A 25,024-nucleotide genomic window follows, 5' to 3' on the forward strand; every position below is an offset into this window, starting at 1 on the left:
CCGGGGACTCCCGTCGGCCCTGTCCGGGGCGGGGACCGGGCCGGAGGATGGACACCGATGCAAGGCGCCCGCAGGGACACCCCCCGGGCGGACGCTGCGAAGACATGCGGAGGCAGTGATGACGGTGGTGGCACCGACCGGCACGGAGGCGCCCGGTGTGGCGTGGCGCGGGTTCACGGGTGAGCACTGGCGCCGCCGGGTGGACGTCCGGGGCTTCATCCAGGCCAACTACACCCCCTACGAGGGGGACGCGGCCTTCCTGGCCGGCCCGACCGGGCGCACCCGTGCCGTCTGGGAGAAGGTCAGCGGCCTGTTCCCGGAGGAGCGCCGCAAGGGCGTCCTCGATGTCGACACCGCGGTCCCGTCCACGATCACCTCGCACGCGCCGGGGTACATCGACCGGGACCGCGAACTGATCGTCGGCCTGCAGACGGACGCCCCGCTGAAGCGCGCCATTATGCCGAACGGCGGGCTGCGGATGGTCGAGAACGGGCTGCGCGCCTACGGCTACGAACCCGACCCGTTCGTCACCAAGGTCTTCGGCACCTACCGCAAGACCCACAACGCGGGCGTGTTCGACGCCTACACCCCGGAGATGCGCCGGGCCCGCAGGGCGGGCATCATCACCGGCCTGCCCGACTCCTACGGCCGCGGCCGGATCATCGGCGACTACCGGCGCGTCGCGCTCTACGGCACCGCGATCCTGATCAAGGAGAAGAAGGCCGAGCGCTCCCTGCTCGACCACAAGCCCTCCACCCCGGACGTCATCCGGGACCGGGAGGAACTCGCCGAGCAGATCCGGGCGTTGGGCGAACTGGAGCAGATGGCCGCCGGCTACGGCTGCGACGTCACCCGCCCCGCCGCCACCGCCCACGAGGCCGTGCAGTGGCTGTACCTGGGCTACCTGGCCGCGGTGAAGGAGCAGAACGGCGCCGCGATGTCCCTCGGCCGCACCTCCACCTTCCTGGACGTCTACCTCGAACGCGACCTCGCCGAGGGCCGCATCGACGAGACCCGCGCCCAGGAGCTCATCGACGACTTCGTCATCAAGCTGCGGATCGTGCGCTTCCTGCGCACCCCCGAGTACGACGCGCTGTTCTCCGGCGACCCCACCTGGGTCACCGAGGCCATCGGCGGCATCGGCCGGGACGGGCGCCCGCTCGTCACCCGCACCTCCTTCCGCTACCTGCAGACCCTCTACAACCTCGGCCCGGCCCCCGAGCCCAACCTCACCGTGCTGTGGTCCCCGCGCCTGCCGGAGGGCTTCAAGACGTTCTGCGCGCAGGTGTCCATCGACACCAGCTCCCTGCAGTACGAGTCGGACGAGCTGCTGCGCCCCACCACCGGCGACGACACCGCCATCGCCTGCTGCGTCTCCGCGATGACGGTCGGCGAGCAGATGCAGTTCTTCGGCGCCCGCGTCAACCTCGCCAAGGCCCTGCTCTACGCCGTCAACGGAGGCCGCGACGAGATGACGGGCGAGCAGATCGCCCCCGCCTCCGAGCCGCTGACGGGCGAGTACCTGGACCACGACGAGCTGTACAAGGCGTACGACCGGACGCTGGACTGGCTGGCCGCCACCTACGTGGACGCGCTCAACGTCATCCACTACATGCACGACAAGTACGCCTACGAGCGCCTGGAGATGGCGCTCCACGACCACCCCGTGCACCGCACCATGGCCTGCGGCATCGCCGGCCTGTCCGTCGCCGCCGACAGCCTGTCCGCGGTGAAGCACGCCCGGGTGAAGGTGATCCGGGACGACGGCGGGCTGGCCGTCGACTACGAGGTCGAGGGCGACTACCCCGCCTACGGCAACAACGACGACCGCGCCGACACCATCGCCGCGGACCTCGTCCGCTCCTTCATGGAGAAGGTGCGCCGGCACCCCACCTACCGGGACGCCGAGCACACCCAGTCGGTGCTCACCATCACCTCCAACGTGGTGTACGGCAAGCACACCGGCAACACCCCGGACGGCCGCCGCGCCGGACAGCCCTTCGCCCCCGGCGCCAACCCGATGAACGGCCGCGACAAGCACGGCATGGCCGCCTCCGCCCTCTCCGTCGCCAAGATCCCGTACGAGGCGGCGCGGGACGGCATCTCCCTGACCTCCACGGTCACCCCGGAGGGCCTGGGCCACGACCCGGCCGAACGGGCGGGGAACCTGGCGGGCCTCCTCGACGCCTACACCGCGTCCGGCGGCTTCCACATGAACGTCAACGTCCTCGACCGGGCCACCCTCGAAGACGCGATGGAACACCCGGAGCAGTACCCCGAGCTGACCATCCGCGTCTCCGGATACGCCGTCAACTTCGTCCGGCTGACCCGTGAGCAGCAGCTCGACGTCATCAGCCGCACCTTCCACGGGGCGATGTGAGCACCGTGAGCAGCATGGGCCGGATGCACTCCTGGGACCTGTCCACCGGCGTGGACGGGCCCGGGACCCGGTTCGTCCTCTTCGTGAACGGCTGCCCGCTGCGCTGCCTCTACTGCGCCAACCCGGACACCTGGCGCATGCGCGACGGGCGGCTGGTCACCGCCGACGAGGTCATGGAACAGATCGACCGGCACCGGGCGTTCGTCACCGCCGCCCGCGGCGGGGTGACCGTCACCGGGGGCGAGCCGCTGCTCCAGCCGGCCTTCACCGGCGAGATCCTGCGCCGCAGCAAGGAGCGCGGGCTCCACACCGCCCTGGACACCTCGGGGCTGCTCGGCGCCCGCGCCTCCGACGAGCTGCTCGCGGACACGGATCTGGTGCTGCTCGACATCAAGGCCTTCGACGTCGGCACCTACCGCAGCCTGACGGGCGGCCGGCTGGCTCCCACGCTCAACTTCGCCACCCGGCTGGACCGGCTCGGCGTCCCGGTGTGGGTCCGCTACGTCCTCGTCCCCGGCTGGACCGACGACAAGGATTCCGTGGACGGGCTCGGGGCGTTCCTCTCCGGGCTCGGCAACGTCGACCGGGTCGACGTCCTGCCGTTCCACACGATGGGCGCCGGCAAGTACGAGGCCCTCGGCATCCCGTTCCCGCTCCGCGACAACCCGGTGCCGGACCGGGAGCTCACCGACCGGGTGCGGGAGCAGTTCCGGGAGCACGGGCTGCGGGCGCTCTGAATCAGGAAACCGGAGGAGACGACCGGAACCGGGCAGGACCAATCGGAAAACACGCAGAACCAAGAGTGACTGAGCAGAGCCAAGCAGAACCAGGCAAGCAGGAACACGTCCCCAGCGGGACAAGGAAGTCAGGGAAGGACTCGTCATGACAACCCGTCGCGTGGTCGTCGGTGTGGACGGCTCGCTCCTCGCCGTACGGGCGCTGGACCGGGCCGCGGAAGAGGCGGCGCTGCGCGGCGCCGCCCTGGAGATCGGCTACGCGGTGCCCGATCCCGACGTCGCCGGACCGGTCCTGCAGACCGCCGTCTCCCGGGCCCGGACCCGCCAACCCGGGCTGGAGGTCACCGCCGTACCGCTCACCGGCGACCCGGCCCACGCCCTCGCCGAACGGGGCCGGGACGCGGCCCTCACCGTCGTCGGCAGCCGCGGCTTCGGCGGCTTCGCCGGACTGCTGCTCGGCTCCGTCAGCCTGCGGCTCGCCGCGTACACCGAGAGCCCGCTGCTCGTCGTCCGGCGGGAGGACGCGCCCCCGGCCGAGCACGGCGAGGTGCTGCTCGGCATCGAGAGCGACGCGGACGCCGACGCCTCGGCGTACGCCTTCGAGGAGGCCGAGCGCCGCCACGCCCGGCTGCGCATCGTGCACGCCTGGACCTACCGCTACTCGGCCCCCGACGCGCTGGTCCCGGTGCCCGCCACCTCGGTGCAGGACGACATCAACCGGCAGGCGGCCGCCGAGGAGGCCGTGCCCGCCTTCGCCGTCGCGGGCCTGCGGGAGAAGCACCCGCGGGTCGGCATCGAGACCCGCACGGTCCGCTCCGGCCCCGTGCACGCCCTGCTGAACGCCACCCGCACCGCCGACGTCGCCGTGATCGCCTCCCACCGCCGCCGGGGCCGGCACGGCCTCCAACTCGGCCACGTCACCCGGGCACTGCTGCACCACGCGCACTGCTCGGTGGTCGTCGTCCCGAGCATCACCGAGGAAAGCTGACCGGACGGGCCGCGGGCCGCGGGCCGCGGGCCGCGGGCCGCGAGAAGCCGGCCCCCGCGAGCGGCGGTGCCGGGACCGGCCCGGGGCCCGGGAGAGGGCCTCCGGCCCGCCGCCCCGCCTCCCCTCCGGCCCGCCGGCCCTTCCGGTTCACCAGGCCGGGGAGCCGGCGGCGGCCGGGGACTGCGCCCGCGCGTCAGGGGTACCCGGCGCGGTCCGGAAGCCGTACGAGTCCGAGGAGGACACCGTCATGCCCCGGAGCGACACGGAAGGCGGCGCCGCGGTCCTCGTGGCGTACGCCAGCGAGCACGGCTCCACCCGCGAGATCGCCGAGCGCGTCGCCCGGCGGCTGACCCGGTCCGGACACCGCGCCGAGGCCCGCCCGGTGGACGGGGCGGTCGACCCGGACCCCGGCCGCTACGACGCGGTGGTCGTCGGCAGCGCGGTGCACAACCAGCAGTGGTTGCCCGCGGCGGCCGGATACGTCCGCCGCCACCGCACGGAACTGTCGAAACGCCCGGTGTGGCTGTTCAGCGTGGGCATGGCGGAGGCCCTCGGCCGGGCCCTGCGGAACCGGGCGATGCGGCACGAGCCCAAGGACATGCCCGCACTGCGCGGCGAGATCCACCCGGTGGAGACCCGCCAGTTCTCGGGCGCCGTGCGGCGGGGAGACCTCCCGCCCGCCGGCCACGCCGTCTTCATGGCGATGGGCGGCCGCTACGGCGACTACCGCCACTGGGAGCAGATCGACGCCTGGACGGACGGGATCGCGCAGCGTCTCCGGAAGGCCGAACCCGCCTGAGACCGGCGGCACCGCGGCCGCACCGCACGGCGACATGGCCCGCATGCGGTGTTGGCGGGGGTGTGACAGGCTTTGACCGGCCGGTCCGCGCCCGGAGAGGAGAGGTGGTCAGCCCATGGTGCTCCCCGTCGTGGCCGGCGTGGACGGCTCGGATGCCAGCCTGCGGGCCGTGGACTGGGCCGCCGACGCGGCCGTGCGCCACGAGACCCCGCTGCGCGTGCTGTGCGCCACCGGTCCGGCCCTCGGCACCCCCGTGCCGGAGCTGGAGGAGAACGCCGAGCGCATCCGGGACCTGGCCGTCGAACACGCGCGGAAACGGGTCCCCTCCGTGGACGTGACCGGCGAGATCGTCCCGGAGAGCGCCGCCGACGCCCTGCTCTCCGCGGGCCGCAACGCCTTCACCCTGGTGGTCGGCAGCCGCGGGCGCGGCGGCGTGACGGGCATGCTGCTGGGCTCCGTCGGCCTGGCGGTCGCGGGGCGCGCCGACTGCCCGGTCGTCGTCGTCCGCGGCGAGCCGGACGGCGGCAAGGAACCCGTCGTCCTCGGCATCCAGGACGAGGACGCCGGAGAGGGCCCCAGCCCGGTCCCCGGCATCGAGGACACCGCGGAGGGGCGGAGCGCGGCCGAGTACGCCTTCCGCGAGGCCCAGCGCCGGGGCTGCGAACTCATCGCCGTGCACGCCTGGCGCGCCCCCGGCGGCGGCCGCTCCGCGGTCCCCGGGGCCCCGGACACCGGGGACCGCGGGGACGCCGACGAGCAGTGCCGGGCGCGGGCCGGGAAGGTCATCGACGAGGCGGTGGCCCAGGCCGGTGAGCGGTACCCGGACGTCGTCGTCCGGCGGCGGGCGGTCGCGGGCTCGGCACGGCAGGCCCTGCTGAACGCGGCCCGCGAGGCGAGCCTGCTCGTGGTCGGCGCCCACGCCCGCCGCGGTCACTTCGGCCTGCAGCTCGGCCTGGTGAACCACGCCGTGCTGCACCACTCCCCCTGCCCGGTGGCCGTGGTGCCGCAGGCGTGAGCGGCCCGTGCCGGGCGGGCCCGGCGGGAACGGGGACGGTCGGCCCGGGACCGAGCCCGGCAGGCCCTGTCCGCGGACCGGAGCCGGTGATGTGCTGGTGCCGGGAGGAGCGGGGCGGCCCGCACCGCACCGGACCGGAGCCGCCCCGGCCCGGGAAGGGACGTGGCACCGGAGGAGGGCGTGATGCCGAGTGACATGGTCGTCGTGGGAATCGACGGCTCACCGCAGAGCAGGGCCGCGGCGGACTGGGCCGCCCGGGAGGCCCGGCGCACCGGCCGACCGCTGCGCCTGGTCCACGCCTGGCATCCGGTGGCCGGCGACGCCGACTACCCCGTGCACGCCGAGTCCCGCCACCGCTGGGTGGAGAACCGGCTGAGCCTGGTCCACCAGACGCTCGCCGAGCGCTGGCCCGGTCTGCGGATCGAGGTGGAGAGGGTCGCGGACGCGCCCGTCAAGGTGCTGCTCGCGGAGGAGGCGGACCTGCTGGTCCTCGGCTCCCGGGGGCTCTCGGGGATGTCCGGGCACCTGCTGGGCTCGGTGAGCCTGTCCGTCATCGCGCGCACGGCGCGGCCGGTGGCGCTGGTCCGCGCCGACTACGACGGGCGGGCCGAGGAGTCCGGCACGGTCGTCCTCGGGCTCGACCTGCGGCACTACGGGGACGCGCCCATCGACTTCGCCTTCCGCGCGGCGGCGGCCCGGGGCGCGGAACTCGCCGTCGTCCACGCCTGGAACCCGCAGCGGGTCTACGGCTACGCCTCCGCCCCGCTGGACGACGAGTTGACCGCGGAGTTCCAGGACCAGGAGGAACACTCCCTCGCCGCGGTCCTCGCACCGTGGCGGGCCAAGTACGCGGACGTCGCCGTCACCGAGCGGGTGCTGTCCGGCGCCGCGGGCCGGGTGCTGATCGAGGCCGCCGGCGGGGCCGACCTGCTGGTCACCGGTCACCAGCTCCATCCCCCCGGGCGCGGTTCGCGGATCGGGCACGTCACCCACGGAGTCCTGCACCACGCCGCCTGCCCGGTCGCCGTCGTGCCCCACGACGGCGAGCCCGACGGCCGGGGCCAGGCGGGGACGGGCGGCGCGGCGGCGGAGCCGGACGGCGACCGGGCGGCCTGACACGGGCGGCCTGACACGGGCGGCCTGCCCGCCCCGTGTGGCCGGCCCGGGGCGGGCGCGGACGGTGGCGCGCAGTCCGCAAGCCCGCGGTGGACACCCGGCTCCGGGCCGCGGGCGCTCCGGGAGCTGCCCGCCGGGTAGCGGCCGGTGGCCGGGCAGGCTGCCCGCGCCCGGCCGCAGGGCCGCCCCGGCCGTCTCGGGCCGGGCCGGGTCAGGCCAGGTCAGGTCAGGCCTGGTCGGGCCGGGTCGGGCCAGGTCAGGCCGGGCCAGGTCAGGCCGGGTCGGGCCGGGTGGGGCCGGGCCGGGTCGGGTCGGGCCGGGGCAGGCCGGGTCAGGCCAGGTCGAGGACCTCCTCCACCGGGCGGCGCGGGGTCCGCGGTCCCGCCGGTCCGTAGCCCAGGCGGATCACCATCTGCACCACGCCCATGGAGGTCTCCGGGTCCCGCACGATCCAGCGCAGGTCGGGCCACTCCAGGGCCTGCGAGGTCAGGGACGAGGCCAGGCCCTCCCGGGTGGCCAGCAGCAGGACCCGCTCCATCGCCTGGCCCGCCCGCAGCCAGTCGGCCGGACGGTCCTCCGCCGTGCCGAGCAGGGCCAGCTGCGGAGAGGTCTCGAAGAGGGCCGTCTCCCGGTCCGGCGGGGCGTCACGGCCCGCGAAATCGCGGACCGGGGCCGCCCCGCCGTACGGGCGCGGGCCGAAGGCGTACTCCGGCACGCCGTCGCCGGTCGTCACCGGCACGTCGGCGCCGGTGCGGATCCAGCGCTCGATGTCCGCGCGGATGCCGGGGTCCGACCCGGAGCGGCCCTCGGCGTCCCGGACGAGGGCGAGCACCGACCGCAGATGCCAGAGGCCGGGGAAGGTGAGGTCGGCCCCCTCGGCGCGGGCGGCCTCGGCCAGTGCGGCCCTCAGCTCCTCGGGGACGCGCCGGCCGGTGAACGGGAAGCGGCTGGTGTGCCGGAGCGGGATGGCGGGCCGCAGCCCCGCCAGTTCCGCCGGGTCCGCCGGCCCCGCCGGGTCCGGGCCGGCGCCGGCCGTCCCGGTCAGGTGCACGGTGGCCAGCAGTCCGGGGTCCGCCGGGTCCGGCAGCAGCCGGACCCCGGGCCGCAGCCCCTCACCGGCCGCGGCCACCCGGAGGTTGAGCAGTGCCGCGCCGCAGCCGATGTGCAGCGCCCGGCCCTCCGGGTCGGCGTGCGGCATGGCGCGCTCCGCGTCGCGGCGCAGCTCCACGGTGTCGCTGCCGGGGCGGTGACGGAACCGCCAGGGCTGCGCGTTGTGCATGGACGGGGCAGCCGTGGCCTCCCGGACCAGGTCCGTCACGAGTGTGGTGTCGAGCGGTCGTGCTGGCATACCGCACCTCCTCGGGTGGTGTGCGGGCCCGGTTTCCCCCGGCGGTCCCCGTGACCGGCCGCGGACGAACGGGTCTCTCCCTCCACGGTAGATCGTCCCGCCCGGATCCGGCCGGGGAGCAGCGGAAACGCTCCGTCGGGGCGGTCCGCCCCGCGGGCCGCGCGAGCCCGGTCCCCCGGTGCCGTCAGGGGGTGCGGACCGCCAGGACGGCCATGTCGTCGTGGCCGTCGCCGGGGTGTTCGTCGGCCAGGATCCGGCAGAGGTCCTCCAGCGGCGCGGTGGCGTGGGCGGCCGCCAGGGCGGCGAGGGCATCGAGGCCCCGGTCGATGGGGTGGTCGCGGTGCTCGACCAGCCCGTCGGTGAAGAGGACCACCGTGGCGCCGGGCGGCAGGTGGTACGTGTGGTCCGGCCGCGGGAGCCGGGCGTCCACCCCGAGCGGCAGGCCCGGCTCGCCGCGCAGCAGACGGGTCGTGCCGTCCGGGCCGAGGATCAGCGGCGGGGGATGGCCCGCCGCGGACCAGTGCAGGGTCCAGGGCCCGGCCCCGCCGGGCGCCGGTTCGACACGGGCCAGGCAGGCGGTGGTCACGGGATTCTCCGTGATGGCGTGCAGGGTGTGGTCGAGCTGGGTGAGGACCCGGCTCGGCGGGGTCCAGCGGTCGTACAGCAGGGCGCGGAGCATGTTGCGCGTCTGCGCCATGGCGGCCGCGGCGATGAGGTCGTGGCCGACGACGTCACCGATGACCATCGCGCAGGAGCCGTCCGGCAGCAGCAGCGCGTCGTACCAGTCGCCGCCGACCTGCCCCGGGTCCAGTGCCTGCTCGGTGGAGGTGCGGTAGACCGCGGCACCGACGAACGGGGTCAGATCGGGCAGCCGGGGGAGGAGCAGCCGCTGGAAGCGCTCGGCGGTTCCGCGGGTGTGCTCGAAGAGGCGGGCGTTCTCGATGGCGACGCCGGCGGCCCCGGCCAGGGCGACGACCACCGCCTCGTCGTGGTCGTCGAAGGGCAGGCCGTCGCGCCGGTCGCAGAGGTAGAGGTTGCCGTAGACCTGGCCGCGGACGCTGATGGCCACCCCGAGCAGGGTGCGCATCGGCGGATGCCCGGCGGGGAAGCCGACGGACTCCGGGTGGGCCGGGATGTCCTCCACCCGCAGGGGCTCCGGATTGTGGATGAGATGCCCCAGCAGCCCGCGGCCGTGGGGGAGTTCGACTCCCTCCAAGGCGCGGTACTCCTGCTCGTCGAGGCCGAGGGTGATGAACTCCGACAGGCCCGCGCCCTTCTCGTCCAGGACGCCCAGGGCGCCGTAGCGCGCGCCGACCAGCTCCATGGCGGTCGTGACGATCCTCCGCAGGACGACGGGGAGGTCCAGCTCGCGGCTGACGTGGAGGACAGCGTCCAGCAGGCCGCGGAGGCGGTTCTGGGCCTCGGCGAGCTGCCGTAGCTGGTCGGTGATCCGCTGGATGTCCTCCGGCTCCGGCGGGAGTTCGGGGGTGTGCTGGTTCTCGTGGTCCATGGGGCCCGTGCTCCCGGTTGTGCGTCGGCTGCCGTCGGTGCCGCACGCGGCGCGGAACGGGCCGGCGGGCTCGACGGGATCATTGGATCACGAGTATGCCCATGTCATGCGAGGTCCCGGCCCGGGGCCCGCCCTCCGGTCGCCCGTCCGCGCCTGCGGGAGGGGAGCCGCCGGGCGGTGCGGGGGTGCGGCCGGCATCGGGGCCGGGGTGCCCGCGCCGGTCCGTTCACTCCGTTTCGATGCGGCGGCCGGACAGGCGTTCGGGTTCGAGGAGGACCCAGAAATCGCGGACGCCGCCCGCCCAGGGTTCCGCATGGGCGAGGTCCACCAAGCGGCCGACCAGGTCCGGGTCCGTGACATGCCGGGCCTGTCCGACGAGGAGCACGCTCCAGCCGCGGCTCATGGCGTCGTCGACCGCGTCCACCTCGAAGGCGACGCGGTGGCCCGCCGCCCGCGCGGGCACGGTCCCCGGCGCGGTCCGGTACCCGAGCCGGCCGTGGTCGACCACATAGTTGACCGGGACGATGACGGGATCGCCGGCCAGCAGCAGGCCGACCCGCCCCACGCCCCGTGAGGAGAGCAGGGTCCAGCACTCCTCGGCGCCGAGAGGCACCAGCCGCGGATGGGCCGCGCCCCTGCCCCGGCCGGGCGGCCGGTCCGCACCGACCCCGCGCAGTACGTCGACGGACGTGCCGAGGGCACCGGCCAGCCGGGCGATGCCGGGCGCGCTGGGATCGGCGGAGTGCTCCTCCAGATACGCCAGATAGCCCGGCGCCATCCCGGCCCGGGCCGCGGCCTCCTCGCGGCTGAGTCCCAGCCGCTCGCGCTGGAGGCTGATGCGGCGCCCGATGTCGCCCGGTTCCGGAGTCCTGTGGGCCTTACCGTTCTCCGACACGGCCACGCTTCCTTCCGTCACAGCTCGGGGCCCCCGTCACCAGGTTGGCCCGGTACGCCGCGGTCCGCCCGTCCGGGACGGCCGCCCGGCCGTGGTGGTCCGGCCGTGGTGGTCCGGTCCCCGCCGCCGTACGGCGGTGCGGGCACCGGGCGGAGGCCTCCGCCGCCGGTGGTTCCGGCCCGGCGGACGCGGCCGAGGGAGCCGGGACCGCCCGGTGCCGGGGCGGGCTCGCGGCGGACGCGCCGCCGGGCACCGGGCGGGCCGCCGGGGGTCAGGCCGGCCGGTCCCCGGCGGGTTCGGCCGCAGGGCGCCGGCCGTCCTCCTCCGCTCCGCCGCGCCACGGCGGCGGAGCGGCCGAACGGCGCGCGGTCTGCCGGCTGCCCAGGGTCCGCTCCACCTGGCGGCGCAGCCGGTCCTGCAGCCGGTCGGTGGCCTCCTGGCTGGTGGCCTCCCGGGCGTGGGCGACCACGAGGTCCGGGCCGATCCGCAGTTCGGCCGCGGCGGTCCAGGGGTGCTCGGCGTGGTGGGCGTTCGCCCGGGCGATCCGCACACCGCCGGTCACGGGAGGCAGCCCCTGCCGGTCCAGCACCGCGCCGATCTTCGCCCGGAGGTACTCCAGCGCACCCTCCCCGACCTTGCCCTCGGCTCGCACCCGCACGGCCTCGGCGCCGCGGATCCCGGTTTCCCTGGCGGTCATTCGGACCACTCCCTCGTCGTTCCGTCCTGACGGCCTCAGTCTTCTGCCGGAGCTGCACCCGACCCAGGGCCCATCGGCCCCGGCCCGGAGGGCCGTGAGACCTGCCGTTGATCACTTTCGGCCCGGTGTCCCGGTGTCCCGGTGTCCCGGTGTCCCGGCCGCACGGGCCGGGGCCCGTGCGGTCCCGCACCGGGAGGGTTGCCGCGGGACCGGCGGTGCCGCCCCCCGGACCGTCACTCGTGCGGGACGACCGCCACGGGGCAGTGGGCGTGCTGGGTGGCGGCCTGGCTGACCGAGCCGAGCCGCAGACCGGCGAAGCCGCCGCGGCCCCGCGCGCCGACGACGAGCAGCCGGGCCTCCTCGCTCGCCTCCACCAGGGACTCCCGGGCGCGGCCCCGGATCAGCCGGTGCTCGACCGGCACGTCCGGGTACCGGTCGCGCCAGCCGGCCAGCGACTCGGCCAGCAGCCGCTCCTCGTCGGCCTTGAGCATCCCGGGCTCGTACGCGTAGGGGGCCGACGGGTCCTCGGGCGGCGGCACCGCGACACTCCACTCCGACCAGGCGTGCAGGGCGACCAGCCCCGCCTCCTGGGCCGCCGCCTCCTCGAAGGCGAAGCCGATCGCCGTCTCGCCCGCCGGGGAGCCGTCGACCCCGACGAGCACCGGCCCGGTGCCGTCCGTCCTGCCGCGGACCACCAGCACCGGGCAACGGCTGTGCGCCGCCAGCTGCCCCGCGACCGAGCCGATCAGCAGGCGGGCGAAGCCGCCCAGGCCCCGGCTGCCGACCACCATCAGGGCGGCCCGCCCGGACCGCTCCTCCAGGACGGTGAGCGCTTCCCCGGTGACGACCTCACCGGAGACCTCCGTCCCCGGGACGGCCGTCCGGGCCCGCTCCTCCGCCTCGGTCACGATCCGCTGCGCCTCGTACCGCAGGTCGCCCTCGACCGCCCCGAGGGGCATGTGCGTCGAGGGCCAGACGAAGGCGTGCACCACCCGCAGCGGGCGGTTGCGGTACTTCGCCTCCCGGGCCGCGACCTCGACGGCCTCCAGACCGGACGGTGATCCGTCCACGCCCACCACCACAGGACCGTTCCTCGTCATCACCGGTCACCTCTCCACTCGCTCTCTGCCCCGGGCCGGGTACGGAAGCCGCGGGGACCCCGCCGGGCCGGACGGCCGTGCGCCCCGGCGGACCGGAGGCGACGCGGCGCGGGCCGGGCACCGTGCCCTCGTGCCGGGCGGTATCCCGGTCTCCTTCCAGCACACCACCGCGAACGCCCGCACGGCAGGGCCCGGCGGGCCACTTGGCGGGGCCCACCGGCCCCGACGGGTGGCGGACGGCCGCCGCGCCCCGCAGCGCCCGGACGGGACGGCGTCCGTTCGCGGGTTCCCGGGCGGGACGGACGGCACGCGCCCGGGTCCGCGCGCGGTCGGCGCGTGCCCGCCGACCGCCGCGGCCTCGTGCGGGGCGCGTGCGGCGCTGCGGGCCGGCGCGGGCGCCTGCTCCGGTGCCTCACGGTGCGGACGGCCCCGGCGCCTCACGGTGCGGACGGCCCCGGTGCCTCACGGTGCGGACCGCCCCGGCGCGGTCCGGTAGCCCTTCCGCGGCGGCCGTCCGCCCTCCGTGCCCGCCGCACCGGCCGTCGCGGGTCCCCGCGGACCGGCCGCTCGGTGGTCCGCGGGGGGATCGGTTCGGGTCCGCGGGACCCGTGGGGCCCCGTGCCACCCGCGCGGGCCGGGGTGCCCCGTGCCACCCGCGCGTCCGGCCGCGCGCCCACCCGTGCACCGCGCGGCGCCTCTCCCCACGATGCGCCCCCGCTCCACGGCCGGCAACCCGCGCGGGCGGCCCCACGGTGGCCCCGCCGGGCCGCGCCGCGCAAGGGCCCACGGGCCCCGCCCGTACCCCGGAGGCCCTGTTGCAGGGCCCGGGCCTTGGGGGAAGGCTGCGAGCATGGTGAGGGATGAGGAGGCTCCGGTCGCGACACCGTCCGCGTCCGGCCTGTCCGCGGCGGAGGCCGCCGCGCGGCTGGAGCGGTACGGCCCGAACATCGTCAGCGCGGCCCGCCCCACGCCGCTGTGGCACCGGATCGGCACCCAGCTGCGGGACCCGCTGATCCTGGTCCTGCTGGTGGCCATCGCGCTGACCGTCGCGACCGGCGACTACCTCGACACCTCGATCATCTCCTTCGTCGTCGTGGTCAACTCGGCCGTCGGCGTGGCCCAGGAGGTCCGCGCCGAGCGGGCCGTCATGGCGCTGCGCGCGCTGAGCGCGCCCGGCGCCCGGGTGGTGCGGGGCGGGGAGGAACGCCATGTGCCGTCCTCCGAGGTGGTGCCCGGGGACCTGGTGCTGCTCGGGGAGGGCGACATCGTCCCGGCGGACGGGGAACTGCTGGAGGAGGCCGCGCTGCTCGTCGACGAGTCCTCGCTGACGGGCGAGGCGGAGCCGGTGGGCAAGCCGCTGCCCGCGGACGGGGAACCGCGGCCCGCCGTGTCGGCGGGCACCGTCGTCGTACGGGGCCGGGCCCGCTTCGTCGTCACCGCCACGGGCGCGGACAGCGCCACCGGCCGGATCGCCGCCCTGATGACGACGAAGCCCGCGGCGACACCGCTGCAGCGCCGGCTCGCCGCGTTCGGCCGGGTGCTGGCCGCCGTCGCCGTGGTGCTCTGCCTCGTGGTGCTGGCGATCGGGCTGCTGCGCGGGCAGGACGCGGAGCTGATGGCGGTCACGGCGATCAGCCTGGTGGTCGCCGCCGTCCCCGAGTCGCTGCCGGCCGTGGTCACCCTCGGGCTGGCGCTGGGCGCCCGGCGCATGGCGGAGCGCAACGCGATCGTGCGGCGGCTGCCGGCCGTGGAGACCCTGGGCTCGGTCACCGTCATCGCCACCGACAAGACCGGCACCCTGACCGAGGGCCGGATGTCCGCCCAGCGGCTCTGGACCCGGCACGGCACCGCGGCGGTCTCCGGCACCGGCTACGCCCCCGCGGGCCGGGTGGAGCGCGAGGACACCGAACTGCGGCCGGACACGGCACCGGACGTCACGGAGCTGCTCACCGCCGCCGTGCTCTGCAACGACGCCGCCCTGCAGGCCCCGGACGCCGGGGACGGCCGGGGCGGCGAGGCCCGGTCGAGCGCCCAGGGGGACGAGGCCGACTGGCACGCCCTGGGCGACCCGACGGAGGCCGCCCTGCTCACCGCCGGGGCCCGGCTGGGCCTCGACCGGGAGGCGCTGGTCCGGCAGTGGCCGCGGACGGAGGAGATCCCGTTCACCAGCGACCGGGCGCGGATGACCACCGTCCACCGCCGCCCCGGCGGCGGACTGCGCGTCATCTGCAAGGGCGCGCCCGAGGTGGTGCTCGTCCCCGAGGTGCTGGCCGACGGCGCCACGGCGCTCGCCGAGGCCGCGGAGGCCGCCCGGGAACTGGCCGGGGAGGGCTACCGGGTGCTGGCCGTCGCCGTCGCCGACCGCGCGGAACCGCCGGAGAGCGAGGACGACCGGGAGTCCGGGCTGGGCCTGCTGGGACTGATCGGCATCCTCGACCCGCCGCGGGAGGCCGCGGCCGTGACGGTGGCGGCCTGCCGCCGGGCCGGGATCGTCCCCGTCCTCATCACCGGAGACCACCCGCTGACCGCCGGAGTGGTGGCGCGGCGCCTCGGCGTGGTGGAGGCGGCGGACGGGGCGGACGAGGTCACCACCGGCGACCGCCTCCGCGACGGCTCCGCCGGCGATCTGACCAGGCCGCGGGTCTTCGCCCGCACCAGCCCCGAGCAGAAACTCGACATCGTGCAGGCCTGGCGCGGCGCCGGCCACGTCGTGGCCATGACGGGCGACGGCGTCAACGACGGCCCGGCGCTGCACCGTGCCGACATCGGCGTCGCCATGGGCCGCCGCGGCACCGAGGTGGCCCGGCAGGCCGCCGACCTGGTGCTGGCGGACGACGACCTGGGCACGGTGGTCGCCGCCGTCGAGGAGGGCCGCCGGGTCTACGCCAATGTGCGGCGGTTCCTGCTCTACGGGCTGGCGGGCGGCACGGCGGAGATCCTGGTGATGCTGCTCGGCCCGTTCCTCGGCATGCCGCTGCCGCTGCTGCCCGCCCAGATCCTCTGGATCAACCTGCTGACCCACGGCCTGCCGGGGGTGGCCCTCGGCGCCGAGCCGGTGGCCCCCGACACGATGCGGCAGCCGCCGAGGCCGCCGGAGGAGAGCGTGCTCGGCGCGGGACTGTGGCCGCGCATCCTCGCCATGGGCCTGGTGATCACCGCCGCCTCGCTGGGGGTGGGGGTCTGGGCCCACGAGACCGGGCGGCCCTGGCAGACCATGGTGTTCCTGGTCCTGGGCGCCACCCAGCTCGGGGTGGGCCTGGCCTCCCGGGCCCGGCCGGGCACCCTCACCAATCCGTTCCTGCTGGCCGGGATCGCCGCCGCGCTGGCGCTGCAGATCGCCGGCGTCTACCTGCCGCCGCTGCAGAAGCTGCTCGGGACGGAAGCGCTGAGCGCGGGCGATCTGGCGATCGGCTGCGCCCTCTCGGCGGTCGGCTACGCCGCGATGCGCCTGCAGGCGCGGCTGTCGGACCGCGCGGACCGCGCGGACCGCGCGGAGCCCGCGGAACGGGCGGACGGACCGGCGGAGACCCCGGCCGTTCCCCCGTACTCCGGCTCCGCCAACTCCTCCGGCTCCGCCAACTCCTCCGGTGCCCCCGGCTCCTCCGAGTCATCCCGTTCGTCCCGGTCGTCCGGGTCCTCCGGACCCACGGAGGACCGGGCGCAGGCGGACGGCTGAAACGGAGGGCCGGTGCGGCCGGGCCGGCTCCGTCGGGAGGGAGCCGTGCCCCGGCGGCATCGCCGCCGGAGGAGGGCACGCGGCCGGCCGTGCGCCGGGCTCCGGAGCGGTCGGCGCCGCCCGGGGCCGTACCCCGCGCGAGAGACGGCGGCGGGCCCGGTGCGGAGCGGCGACCGGTGCCCGGGCGGACCGGTGGCCGGGTCCCTCGGGTCGCCCGGGGGCGTCAGATGCCGGGCCCCTCGCGGACCGGTCCCGCCCCGTCGTGGGCGAGGTGCTCGCGCACCTCCACGACGCCGTCCACGCCCCGGCAGAGCCGGACGAGGACCGGCACCAGCCGCCGGGACGCCATCGAGCCGCCCAGCCGGACCTGCCCGTCCGCCACCTCGACCGTGACATCCCGGGCGGCGTCCCCCAGGGTTCCCGCCAGGATCTCCTGGCGGATCTCCTCGCGGATCGCCTCGTCCGTGCGGAGGAAGACCCGCAGCAGATCACGGCGGCTGACGATGCCCAGCAGCCGGTCGGCGGCGTCCACGACGGGCAGCCGCTTGACGCCGTGGATCTCCATCAGCCGGGCCGCCTCCACGACCGTCCACTCCGGTCGGACGCACACGGCGGGCGCCGACATGATTTCCTCGGCCCGGGCCCCCTCGGCCTTGGCGCGCTCCCAGGCCTCCAGGTGCGGCATGGGGGAGACGTCCCCGTCGCCGTCCCCGTCCACGCCCTCCAGCCGGTCGGTGGCCTTCCGCAGGAGGTCCTCCTCGGAGACGACGCCGATGGGGCGGCCCGTGGCGTCGACGACCGGCACGGCGGCGACCTCGTGTGCGGAGAGCAGCCGGGCGAGCTCCTTGAACGGGGTGTCCGGCCGGGCGGAGACGACGTCCCGGGTCATCAGTTCCCCGACCGTGCGATGGCGCATCGTCCCGCTCCTCTCTCCGTCCGCCCGTCCCCGGGGCCCGGGGCCCGGGGCCCGGTACCAGAACAGCACCGCGCCGCACCGTCCGCCAGCGGGGCCGCCCCGGCGGGACGCGCCCCGGGAGCCCGGGACGCGTCACTGGACGGCCGAGCGGATCTCCTGCTCGGTGGCGGTGTGGGAGACGAGGAAGAGGACGTCCCCCGGCCGCAGCGGCAGGTCGCGGGCGGGGAACACGGGTTCGCCCTCGCGGATGACGGCGGCGACGAGCGTGCCGGTGGGGAGGCGCAGGTCGTCGATCCGGCGGCCGTCCGCGCGGGAACCGGCGGAGACGAGGATCTCCACGACCCCCACCCCCGTCTGCCCCAGCCGGAGCAGGGACACGGTGTCCACGGCGCCCGCGACCTCCTCGACGAGGGCGACCAGCGGCATGTCGGCGGGCACGGCGATGTCCACGCCCCAGTGCTCGTCGAACAGCCAGGTGTTCTCGGGGTCGTTGACCCGGGCGGCCACCCGCGGGACGGCGAACCGGGTCTTGGCCAGATGGCTGATGACGAGGTTGTCCTCGTCCCGGTCGGTGGCCGCGATGAGGACGTCGGCGGTGTGCACCCCGGCGTGTTCCAGGACGGCGGGCTCGCAGGCGTCGCCGAGGACGATGCGGGGGCCCGCCCCGCCCGCCCCGCCCGCCGGGCCGGCCGGCCGGCGTTCGTCGAGATCGACGAGGGTGACCTCGTGCTCGGCGGCGAGGACGCGCGCGATCCGGCTGCCCAGCCGGCCCGCGCCCGCGATGATCGCTCTCACGTGCCCAGCTCCTTTCCGAGGAAGCCGCGCAGCGTGCCGAGGGCGGTCGCGGCGACGGCGAAGGTGACGAGGTCGGACGGTTCCGCCGTGGTGTTGCGGGCGGGGACGAGGGAGTGGCCGCCCCGGGTCACCTCCACCACCCGGATCTCCCCGTCCACGTCGAACTCCGCCAGCCGCCGCCCGAGGAGGTAGCCGGGCAGCTCGGAGCGGACGAGCAGGGTCTCCCCGTTGCCGAAGGTCAGTTCGGGGTCGAGATGGCGGTGCAGCAGGGTGCGGTGGATCTGCTGGACCGTCCAGCGGATCCCGGCCACGGTGGGGATGCCGAAGCCCCGGTACAGCTCCTTGCGGCGCGGGTCGTGGATGCGGGCGACGACCATGGGAACCCGGTAGGTCTCCTTGGCCGTGCGCGCGGCGACGAGGTTCCGGTTGTCACCCGAGGTCAGGGCGACGAACGCATCGGCGTGCTCGATCCCGGCGGCCTCCAGCGCCGCGCGGCTGAAGCCGCTGCCGGTGTGGAAGGCCCCGGAGAAGCCGGCCGGCAGCAGCCGCCGGGCGCCCGGGAGCGGATCGATGATCCGTACGTCGTGGCCCTCGGCGGCGAGCTGGGCGGCGAGCGCGGAGCCCGCCCGGCCGCAGCCCGCGATGATCACTCTCATGGTTCCTCATCTCCTCCGGGAGTCCGGGCGGTGGCCGGCCGGCGGCGGCGCAGCCGCGCCTTGCGGAGCTCGTCGGCGGCCAGCGGAAGCGCCCCGAGACCCGCCAGCACCGCCCAGTCGGCCGGCGCGAGCGGTGCGGTGTTGAACACCCCCTGCAGCAGGGGCACATAGCTGATGCAGGCCATCAGGGCGATGCCGGCGGCCCCGGCGCCCAGCAGCCACGGATTGGAGAACAGGCCCGCCCGCAGCAGGCTCTGCCGGTCGGTGCGGACGGCCAGGCCCACGAAGAACTGGCTGAGCACGATGCCCGCCTGCACCATCGTCACCGCCTCCCGGTACACCGGGTGGTCCTCGGTGAACTCGGCGAACGGGATGCCGGAGGCGTGGATGTGCCAGAAGAAGACGGCGGTCACGCCGAGCGCCTGGATGCCGCCGAGGAAGAGGATCCGGCGCATCACCTCCAGCGAGAACAGGCGTTCCCGGCGGGCGCGCGGCGGCCGGTCCATGACGTCGGACTCCGGCGGTTCCGCGCCGAGCGCCAGGGCCGGCAGGACATCCGAGCCGAGGTCGATGGCGAGGATCTGCACCGCGCTGATCGGCACGAGCGGGAAGCCGGTGAACGTGGCGGCGACGATGGGGCCCAGTTCGCCGATGTTGCTGCTGAAGACGTAGACCAGGAACCTGCGGATGTTCAGGTAGACGGAGCGGCCCAGCCGCACGGCGGCGGCGATGGAGGCGAAGGAGTCGTCCAGCAGCACCATGACGGCGGCCTCCCGGGCCACGTCGGTGCCGGAGGCGCCCATCGCCACCCCGATGTCGGCGTGCTTGAGCGCCGGGGCGTCGTTGGCGCCGTCGCCGGTGACGGCCACGACCTCGCCACGCCGCCGCAGGGCGGTCACGGCCCGCGTCTTGTGCTCGGGGCTGACCCGGCACAGCAGCAGTTCCGGCGCGCCGGCCATCAGCTCGTCCAGGGCCGCGTCGTCGAGGGTGTCCAGGCGTCTGCCGGTGACGACGACCGGCTCGCGCCCGCGGACGATCCCCACCCTGCGGGCCACGGCCTCGGCGGTGAGCGGGTGGTCGCCGGTCGCCATGACGATGCGGATGCCCGCCCGCCGGCAGGCGTCCACGGCCTCGCTGACCTCGGTCCGGGGCGGGTCGAGCATGCCGGTGAGGCCGAGCAGGGTCAGCCCGGACTCGGCGGTGTCACGGTCCTCGCCGGGCCCCTCCGCCCGCCGGACGGCGACGGCGAGGACCCGCAGCCCCTGGGCGGCCAGTTCGTCGTTGGCGGCGACGACTCCGGCCCGGGCCTCCTCGGTCAGCGGCCGGGCCCCGCCCGCCCGGTCGATGTGCGTGCAGCGGGCCAGCAACTCCTGCGGGGCGCCTTTGACGTGGACCAGGAAGCCGCCGCCCGGTGCGCGGTGCACCGTGCTCATGAGTTTGCGGCCCGGGTCGAAGGGGTGCTCCGCGAGCCGGGGGCAGGCGGCCTCCTCGGCGGGCGGATCGATCCCCGCCTTGGCCGCCGCCACGAGCAGCGCCCCCTCGGTCGTGTCGCCGAGCACCCGCCAGTTCCCGTCGCGCCCGCCCCGCCCGCGGCCGTCCCCGTCACCTCCGTCACCTCCGCCACCCGGCGGCAGGAGTTTGGCGTCGCAGCACAGGGCGGCGACGCGCAGCAGCTCCCGCACCGCCGGTACCGGGTCCGCCACCTCCCCGTCCGGGGCGTAGCCGACGCCGGTCACCGCGTGCAGCGTCCCGCCGGCCCACACCCGGGTGACGGTCATCTCCGCCTGCGTCAGCGTTCCGGTCTTGTCGGTGAGCACCACCGTGGTCGAACCCAGCGCCTCCACCGCCAGCAGCCGCTTCACCAGGGCGTTGCGGCGGGCCATCCGCCGCACGCCGATGGCCAGCGACACCGAGAGCGTCGCCGGCAGCCCCTCCGGGACGAGGGCCACCATCACCCCGAGGGCGAAGACGAACGCCTCGACCGTGTCGTCGCCGCCCGGGAGCCGCACGGCGAACAGCACGGCGCCGACGGCCAGCGCGGTGCCCGCGACCCGCCGTGCCATGGCCGCCACCTGGAGTTGCAGCGGGGTCTTCTGCCGGGTGGCGGAGGCGGTCAGCCGGTAGATGCGGCCGAACTCGGTCGCCGCCCCGGTGGCGAACACGACGGCCTTCCCCGCGCCCGCCACCGCGTCGGTGCCCATGAAGACGCAGTTGCGCGCGTCCGTCAGCGGACCGGGGACCGCCATCGGGTCGCCGTCGCGGCGCACCGGGTCGCTCTCCCCGGTCAGCGAGGCGTTGTTCACCGACAGCTCGTGCGCCTCGACGAGCCGGCAGTCGGCGGGCACCGCGTCACCGGCCTCCAGCACCACCACGTCGCCCGGGACCAGGTCCTGCGCCGGCAGCTCCTGCCGTCTGCCGTCCCGCAGGACCCCGCAGGTGCGCGGGACCATGGCCTGCAGCGACTCCGCCGTGCGCTCCGCCGAGTACTCCTGGGTGAAACCGATGACGGCGTTGAGCGCCACCACGCACAGGATCGCGACGGCCAGCTGGAGCCGGCCCAGGTCCCGGGGCTCGCTCAGCCAGTAGGCCAGGAAGGTGATCGCCGACGCGATGATCAGGACGACGGCGAAGAGGTCGGTGAGCTGTGCCAGGGCCTGCCGCCACACACTGGCCCGGGCCGCGCGCGGCAGTTCGTTGGCTCCGTACCGGGCCCGGCGGTCCTCGGCGGCGGCCGGGGAGAGGCCGCGCGGCGAGGAACCCAGGGCGTCGTAGACCTCTTCGGGCGGCAGTGCCTCCAGGGCGGGACCGGCGGCTTCCGGGGCGTCGCGCGTGCCGTCACCGTCCGGGGCGGCGGTGCCGGCGGGTGTCCCGGGCACCGCTCAGCTCCGGGGCGCGCGGGCCGCCGGGCGGGGCGGGCGGGCCGCCGCTCGGCCCGCGCCGGGGTCCGGCCGGGGGCCGGGAAGGGGAGCCATGGCCATTCCTCCAGGGAGTCACGGGAGGCGCTGCTGTGCCTGCCGTTCCCTTGGTACCCCCTTCCCCCGGCGGCCGGGAGTGGCCCGGCCGGTTCTGCCTCGGTTGGCGGAGCGGTGTCACCGGGGGGCCGGTGCGGGCGGGTGCCTCCGCACGGGCCGCGGCCCGGACGGGCGCGGCAGGCGCCGGGGGCGGGAACGGCCGCGGGGAGGGGCGGTCTGCGGGGAAGGCAGGATCGGTGAGAAAAGTGTGCTGATCGGCGCGGTTCCGGGCCGGGCCCCGCGGCGGCGGGTAGCGTGCCTCTTCCGTCGTGCCCGGCCGGCCCGGTTCCGCGCCCAACTGCCCGTGGCCGGAACGGGGATGAGCCGCCCGGCGACGGGTAGGCCCCTCCAGAAGCGGAACCGGAAGGTGACGACCATGACTCCTGCGGCACGGGGACCGGCCGCGCTCCTGACGGCCGCGGCCCTCCTGTTCGCGGCCGGGTGCGGTTCCGGGGGCGACGGCGGTGACGAGAAGACGACCACGCCGTCGACCGCCACCGGAACGGCGGACACCACACCGCCCGAGCGGACGCCCTCCTCCGCCTCACCGAGCCCCACGGCGACCACCCCGGACGACCCGGACCGGGCGGAGGACGAGATCCGCAGGGCCTGGCGCGGCTTCTTCGACCCGGATCTGCCGGTGGAGAAGAAGGCCGCCCTCGTCGAGGACGGCGTGCAGTACGAGCTGATGATCCAGGGGTTCGCGGAGGACGAGCGGGCGGGCGATTTGCGGGTGCGCGTCGGCTCCGTCGACTTCACCTCCGCGCGGGCCGCCGACGTCGGCTACACCCTGCGGCGCGGCGACGCGACGATCCGGCCGGAGAGGCCGGGCGAGTCCGTCCGGCAGGACGGCGACTGGAAGATCTCGTTCCGGACGCTGTGCGACCTCGCCGACCAGGGCTCCGACGTCCCCAAGGCCGTGGCCTGCTGACACTTGCCGTGAGCTGCCGTGAGCTGCCGTGAGCTGCCGTGAGCTGCCGTGAGCTGCCGTGAGCTGCCGTGAGCCGGGCCGCCCGGGGCCACGGCCCGGTCCCGCGCCCCGCGCACCGGGCAGCCGTGACGGTATGCGGGGTTTCATCCTTTTCGCCCGGGAACCCGGCAGTGCAGGGCAGCGGCCGCCCTCCCGGCCGGCCGTCCCTCTGCGCGCCGTGCCGCAGCGGAAGCCCGGCGCACGCATTCCCAGAAGCGGCAAGGAGAGAGCCATGGCGCACACGAGCGTCCCCCAGGTTCTGCACGCGATCAAGGACGTCGACTTCCCGGCCGGCAAGGACGAACTCATCCGGGCCGCGAAGGTGGGCGGCGCCTCCCAGGCGGCCGTGGCCGCGCTGCGCGGCATTCCGGCCGAGCGGTACGAGAACCGCGAACAGGTGGCCCACTCCGTCCGGGTGGACCCCGACTCCGACCTGGGCCACAGCCCCGGCCAGCAGGGGGAGCAGGCGCGCAAGGGCGCCAAGCGGCATCTGTCCCGGCATCTGCGCGACGCCGACAAGCCCCCGGTCGAGGAGGAACTCGAACACCCGCGCAGAATGCCCGGCACCGGCCCCCGCCAGGGCCCGCGGCACCACTGAGGCCACCCGCGCCGGCCGGCCCGGACGACTCGCCGGCCCGCTGCCCCGAGCCGGGAGGCCGGGCAAGCGCCCGGAGCCCCCGCGAACGGCCGCCCCCTGAGCCTCAGGGCGCCGAAGCGGCTCCAGGGGGATGGGGGGCCGCTGCCACCCGGCGCGTCCGGCGGGACCGCTGGCCGGCCTCAGTGCGGAAGCGCCTGGCCCAGCCGGGCCCCGGCCTCCGGGGCGCCGAAGGCCGACGGCCCGAACGAGACGATCCCGGTCGTGGTCAGCGAGCCGGCGGCGCCGCGCAGGACCCACACCGCGCCCGAGTCCCGCAGCGAACCGTCCTCCAGGGGAGCGCCGGCGGCCAGGTCGTCCCGGCCGTCGCCGTCGGTGTCCTGCAGGGCGAGGGCCGAACCGAAGCGGTCCCCGGCCTCGGCGATCCCCGGCACGCCCGCCTTGTCCTGGTGGAAGGCGCGGGCTCCGCTGCCGGAGAGCCCGCCAGCGCCGCCCTTGAGCAGGACGACGGCACCGGCGTCGGCACCCGCCGGCAGATCCTCGTACGGCACGCCGACGGCGATGTCCGCGCGGCCGTCGCCGGTGACGTCCCCGGCGGCGAGGGCGGCGCCGAACTGGTCGCCCGCCTCACCGGCGCCCGGCACGCCCGCCGTGTCCTGGTCGATGACCGTACTCCGGGTGCCCGGCCCGTCCGCCGTGCCGTACACGACCTTGAGCGACCCCTCGTCGTACGGCAGGTCCTCGACGACGTTGCCGGGCACCGTCCGCATCACCAGGTCGCCGTAGCCGTCGCCGTCCACGTCGCCGATCGCCGCGGAGGCGCCGTGGCCGGGGGACCGGCTGCCGCGGGCCAGGCCGGTGGCGGTGCCCCGCCAGAAGATGGCCGCCTCGGACATCTCCTCGAAGTCGTGCAGGCTGACGAGGTCGTCCCGGCCGTCCCCGGTGATGTCGCCCGCCACCAGGTCCCGGGGCTCGAACACGCGGCCGGTGGGCACGTCGGCGGTGCCGGCCGGGACGGCGCCGCGCGTGAACGGGCCGTAGAGGATCCGCAGATCGCCCCACTCCTCGGAGACCGAGCTGACGCCCACCAGGTCGGGGTGCCCGTCACCGTTGAAGTCCCCGCCGGTCAGGCTGTCGCCGCTCGTTCCGGCGGAGACAGGCAGCACGGTGCCCCCGTCCAGGCCGAACCGGGAGCCCCACAGGACGGTGACGGAGGAGGTTCCCGGGGCCTCCACGGCGAGGTCGGTGTAGCCGTCGCCGTCGAGGTCGCGGGCGACCGTGCGGTGGCCGAACCGGCCGCCGGCCGCCGGTGAGCCGGGGACCCCGGCCGTGGCCTGGCTGATGACGTGCCGCCGCTCGGTCTCCGCACCGCCGGAGGAGCTGTACACCACGACGACGTACCCGGCCTCCGCCCGGCCGCCGATGGTGGCGCCGGGAGCCGAGGAGGCGACGTCGGCATGGCCGTCGCCGTCGAAGTCCGGCTGCGGCGCGAGCCCGGCCGGGCGGGCGGCGGGCGCGCTCTCCCCGGCGCTCGCGGGGAGCGCCAGGAGGGACGGCGCGGCGGTCACGAGGGCGGCCACCACCGCGCAGCGCGCGACGAGGGACGGGCGGATACGGCGACGCACAGGGGGCCTCCACGGAAGTCGTCACAGGAACGGGAAGCGCCGGGTGTTCACCGGGCCGCAAACGCGGGTTGGTCCCGTGAACATGTTCGGCACATCTCTGACGACGACGGGCCGCTGCTGAACGGTTGCGGTGCCGTGTCACCGTTCAGCACGTCCCGGTGGCGCCCGAACTGACCTTATTCGTAAGGAAGTTGC

19 protein-coding genes are annotated in these 25,024 nt (G+C 76.1%); 9 read left to right on the forward strand and 10 right to left on the reverse strand.

Going from position 1 to position 25,024, the window contains the following annotated elements; translation table 11 throughout:
* The first annotated feature begins 118 nt into the window (after positions 1–118).
* From pflB to KBZ10_RS09675, 6 genes are all read left to right on the forward strand, one after another.
* A complete protein-coding gene (gene pflB / locus KBZ10_RS09650; protein ID WP_210987092.1) occupies positions 119–2,380 on the forward strand; it encodes a formate C-acetyltransferase in 2,262 nt (753 codons plus the stop codon).
* 14 nt (positions 2,381–2,394) lie between these two features.
* On the forward strand, positions 2,395–3,117 hold the full coding sequence (pflA, locus tag KBZ10_RS09655) for a pyruvate formate-lyase-activating protein (protein ID WP_210987144.1): 723 nt from the start codon (positions 2,395–2,397) through the stop codon (positions 3,115–3,117).
* A 145-nt stretch (positions 3,118–3,262) separates the two neighbouring features.
* Positions 3,263–4,105, forward strand: coding sequence for a universal stress protein (locus KBZ10_RS09660; RefSeq protein ID WP_210987093.1), 843 nt, complete (start codon positions 3,263–3,265; stop codon positions 4,103–4,105).
* 247 nt (positions 4,106–4,352) lie between these two features.
* Entirely contained in the window at positions 4,353–4,904 is a 552-nt protein-coding gene (locus KBZ10_RS09665; RefSeq protein ID WP_210987094.1) for a flavodoxin domain-containing protein, read from the forward strand.
* Between the two features lie 115 nt (positions 4,905–5,019).
* Positions 5,020–5,919, forward strand: coding sequence for a universal stress protein (locus KBZ10_RS09670; protein WP_210987095.1), 900 nt, complete (start codon positions 5,020–5,022; stop codon positions 5,917–5,919).
* Between the two features lie 183 nt (positions 5,920–6,102).
* Complete coding sequence (locus tag KBZ10_RS09675) at positions 6,103–7,035, forward strand: universal stress protein (protein WP_210987096.1); 933 nt, start codon at positions 6,103–6,105, stop codon at positions 7,033–7,035.
* Between the two features lie 331 nt (positions 7,036–7,366).
* On the opposite strand, the gene KBZ10_RS09680 is transcribed toward KBZ10_RS09675, so the two are convergent.
* The 5 genes from KBZ10_RS09680 to KBZ10_RS09700 all read right to left on the reverse strand — a co-directional run bounded on the left by KBZ10_RS09680 (position 7,367) and on the right by KBZ10_RS09700 (position 12,585).
* Positions 7,367–8,383 (reverse strand): nitroreductase family protein, encoded by a 1,017-nt coding sequence (locus KBZ10_RS09680; protein WP_210987097.1) that lies wholly within the window; start codon positions 8,381–8,383, stop codon positions 7,367–7,369.
* Between the two features lie 184 nt (positions 8,384–8,567).
* Positions 8,568–9,893, reverse strand: a complete 1,326-nt coding sequence (locus KBZ10_RS09685) for a PP2C family protein-serine/threonine phosphatase (protein WP_210987098.1) — start codon at positions 9,891–9,893, stop codon at positions 8,568–8,570.
* 226 nt (positions 9,894–10,119) lie between these two features.
* Positions 10,120–10,788, reverse strand: a complete 669-nt coding sequence (locus KBZ10_RS09690) for a pyridoxamine 5'-phosphate oxidase family protein (protein ID WP_307847310.1) — start codon at positions 10,786–10,788, stop codon at positions 10,120–10,122.
* Between the two features lie 271 nt (positions 10,789–11,059).
* A complete protein-coding gene (locus KBZ10_RS09695; protein WP_210987099.1) occupies positions 11,060–11,485 on the reverse strand; it encodes a hypothetical protein in 426 nt (141 codons plus the stop codon).
* 233 nt (positions 11,486–11,718) lie between these two features.
* A complete protein-coding gene (locus KBZ10_RS09700; RefSeq protein WP_210987100.1) occupies positions 11,719–12,585 on the reverse strand; it encodes a universal stress protein in 867 nt (288 codons plus the stop codon).
* An 850-nt stretch (positions 12,586–13,435) separates the two neighbouring features.
* Between KBZ10_RS09700 and KBZ10_RS09705 the strand changes: the two genes are divergently transcribed.
* The gene (locus KBZ10_RS09705; RefSeq protein ID WP_247702073.1) at positions 13,436–16,261 is read left to right on the forward strand and encodes a cation-translocating P-type ATPase; all 2,826 of its coding nucleotides are present in this window, start codon (positions 13,436–13,438) and stop codon (positions 16,259–16,261) included.
* Positions 16,262–16,484: 223 nt separating this feature from the next.
* Here KBZ10_RS09705 and KBZ10_RS09710 read toward each other — a convergent pair whose 3' ends face one another.
* The 4 genes from KBZ10_RS09710 to KBZ10_RS09725 form a co-directional block, all read right to left on the reverse strand.
* Positions 16,485–17,177: a CBS domain-containing protein gene (locus tag KBZ10_RS09710; RefSeq protein ID WP_210987101.1), complete on the reverse strand. Its 693-nt coding sequence runs from the start codon at positions 17,175–17,177 to the stop codon at positions 16,485–16,487.
* A gap of 132 nt (positions 17,178–17,309) precedes the next feature.
* The gene (locus KBZ10_RS30250) at positions 17,310–17,972 is read right to left on the reverse strand and encodes a TrkA family potassium uptake protein (protein ID WP_210987102.1); all 663 of its coding nucleotides are present in this window, start codon (positions 17,970–17,972) and stop codon (positions 17,310–17,312) included.
* The gene (locus KBZ10_RS09720) at positions 17,969–18,628 is read right to left on the reverse strand and encodes a TrkA family potassium uptake protein (RefSeq protein WP_210987103.1); all 660 of its coding nucleotides are present in this window, start codon (positions 18,626–18,628) and stop codon (positions 17,969–17,971) included. The genes KBZ10_RS30250 and KBZ10_RS09720 overlap by 4 nt, the downstream gene beginning before the upstream one ends.
* Positions 18,625–21,504, reverse strand: a complete 2,880-nt coding sequence (locus KBZ10_RS09725) for a cation-transporting P-type ATPase (protein ID WP_307847311.1) — start codon at positions 21,502–21,504, stop codon at positions 18,625–18,627. The genes KBZ10_RS09720 and KBZ10_RS09725 overlap by 4 nt, the downstream gene beginning before the upstream one ends.
* Positions 21,505–22,015: 511 nt before the next feature.
* On the opposite strand from KBZ10_RS09725, the gene KBZ10_RS09730 reads away from it, so the two are divergent.
* Both KBZ10_RS09730 and KBZ10_RS09735 read left to right on the forward strand, forming a co-directional pair.
* On the forward strand, positions 22,016–22,570 hold the full coding sequence (locus KBZ10_RS09730) for a hypothetical protein (RefSeq protein WP_210987104.1): 555 nt from the start codon (positions 22,016–22,018) through the stop codon (positions 22,568–22,570).
* Between the two features lie 271 nt (positions 22,571–22,841).
* Positions 22,842–23,207, forward strand: coding sequence for a DUF2795 domain-containing protein (locus KBZ10_RS09735; protein WP_210987105.1), 366 nt, complete (start codon positions 22,842–22,844; stop codon positions 23,205–23,207).
* Between the two features lie 179 nt (positions 23,208–23,386).
* On the opposite strand, the gene KBZ10_RS09740 is transcribed toward KBZ10_RS09735, so the two are convergent.
* Positions 23,387–24,829, reverse strand: a complete 1,443-nt coding sequence (locus KBZ10_RS09740; RefSeq protein ID WP_307847312.1) for an FG-GAP-like repeat-containing protein — start codon at positions 24,827–24,829, stop codon at positions 23,387–23,389.
* Positions 24,830–25,024 lie beyond the last annotated feature (195 nt).

It is taken from the genome of Streptomyces sp. F63 (genome assembly GCF_018070345.1).
GTDB lineage: Bacteria > Actinomycetota > Actinomycetes > Streptomycetales > Streptomycetaceae > Streptomyces.

Coding starts and splice junctions, on each gene's coding strand:
- pflB (WP_210987092.1), top strand. CDS start 119: ATGACGGTGGTGGCACCGACCGGCACGGAGGCGCCCGGTGTGGCGTGG.
- pflA (WP_210987144.1), top strand. CDS start 2,395: ATGGGCCGGATGCACTCCTGGGACCTGTCCACCGGCGTGGACGGGCCC.
- KBZ10_RS09660 (WP_210987093.1), top strand. CDS start 3,263: ATGACAACCCGTCGCGTGGTCGTCGGTGTGGACGGCTCGCTCCTCGCC.
- KBZ10_RS09665 (WP_210987094.1), top strand. CDS start 4,353: ATGCCCCGGAGCGACACGGAAGGCGGCGCCGCGGTCCTCGTGGCGTAC.
- KBZ10_RS09670 (WP_210987095.1), top strand. CDS start 5,020: ATGGTGCTCCCCGTCGTGGCCGGCGTGGACGGCTCGGATGCCAGCCTG.
- KBZ10_RS09675 (WP_210987096.1), top strand. CDS start 6,103: ATGCCGAGTGACATGGTCGTCGTGGGAATCGACGGCTCACCGCAGAGC.
- KBZ10_RS09680 (WP_210987097.1), bottom strand. CDS start 8,383: ATGCCAGCACGACCGCTCGACACCACACTCGTGACGGACCTGGTCCGG.
- KBZ10_RS09685 (WP_210987098.1), bottom strand. CDS start 9,893: ATGGACCACGAGAACCAGCACACCCCCGAACTCCCGCCGGAGCCGGAG.
- KBZ10_RS09695 (WP_210987099.1), bottom strand. CDS start 11,485: ATGACCGCCAGGGAAACCGGGATCCGCGGCGCCGAGGCCGTGCGGGTG.
- KBZ10_RS09700 (WP_210987100.1), bottom strand. CDS start 12,585: ATGACGAGGAACGGTCCTGTGGTGGTGGGCGTGGACGGATCACCGTCC.
- KBZ10_RS09705 (WP_247702073.1), top strand. CDS start 13,436: ATGGTGAGGGATGAGGAGGCTCCGGTCGCGACACCGTCCGCGTCCGGC.
- KBZ10_RS09710 (WP_210987101.1), bottom strand. CDS start 17,177: ATGCGCCATCGCACGGTCGGGGAACTGATGACCCGGGACGTCGTCTCC.
- KBZ10_RS09720 (WP_210987103.1), bottom strand. CDS start 18,628: ATGAGAGTGATCATCGCGGGCTGCGGCCGGGCGGGCTCCGCGCTCGCC.
- KBZ10_RS09730 (WP_210987104.1), top strand. CDS start 22,016: ATGACTCCTGCGGCACGGGGACCGGCCGCGCTCCTGACGGCCGCGGCC.
- KBZ10_RS09735 (WP_210987105.1), top strand. CDS start 22,842: ATGGCGCACACGAGCGTCCCCCAGGTTCTGCACGCGATCAAGGACGTC.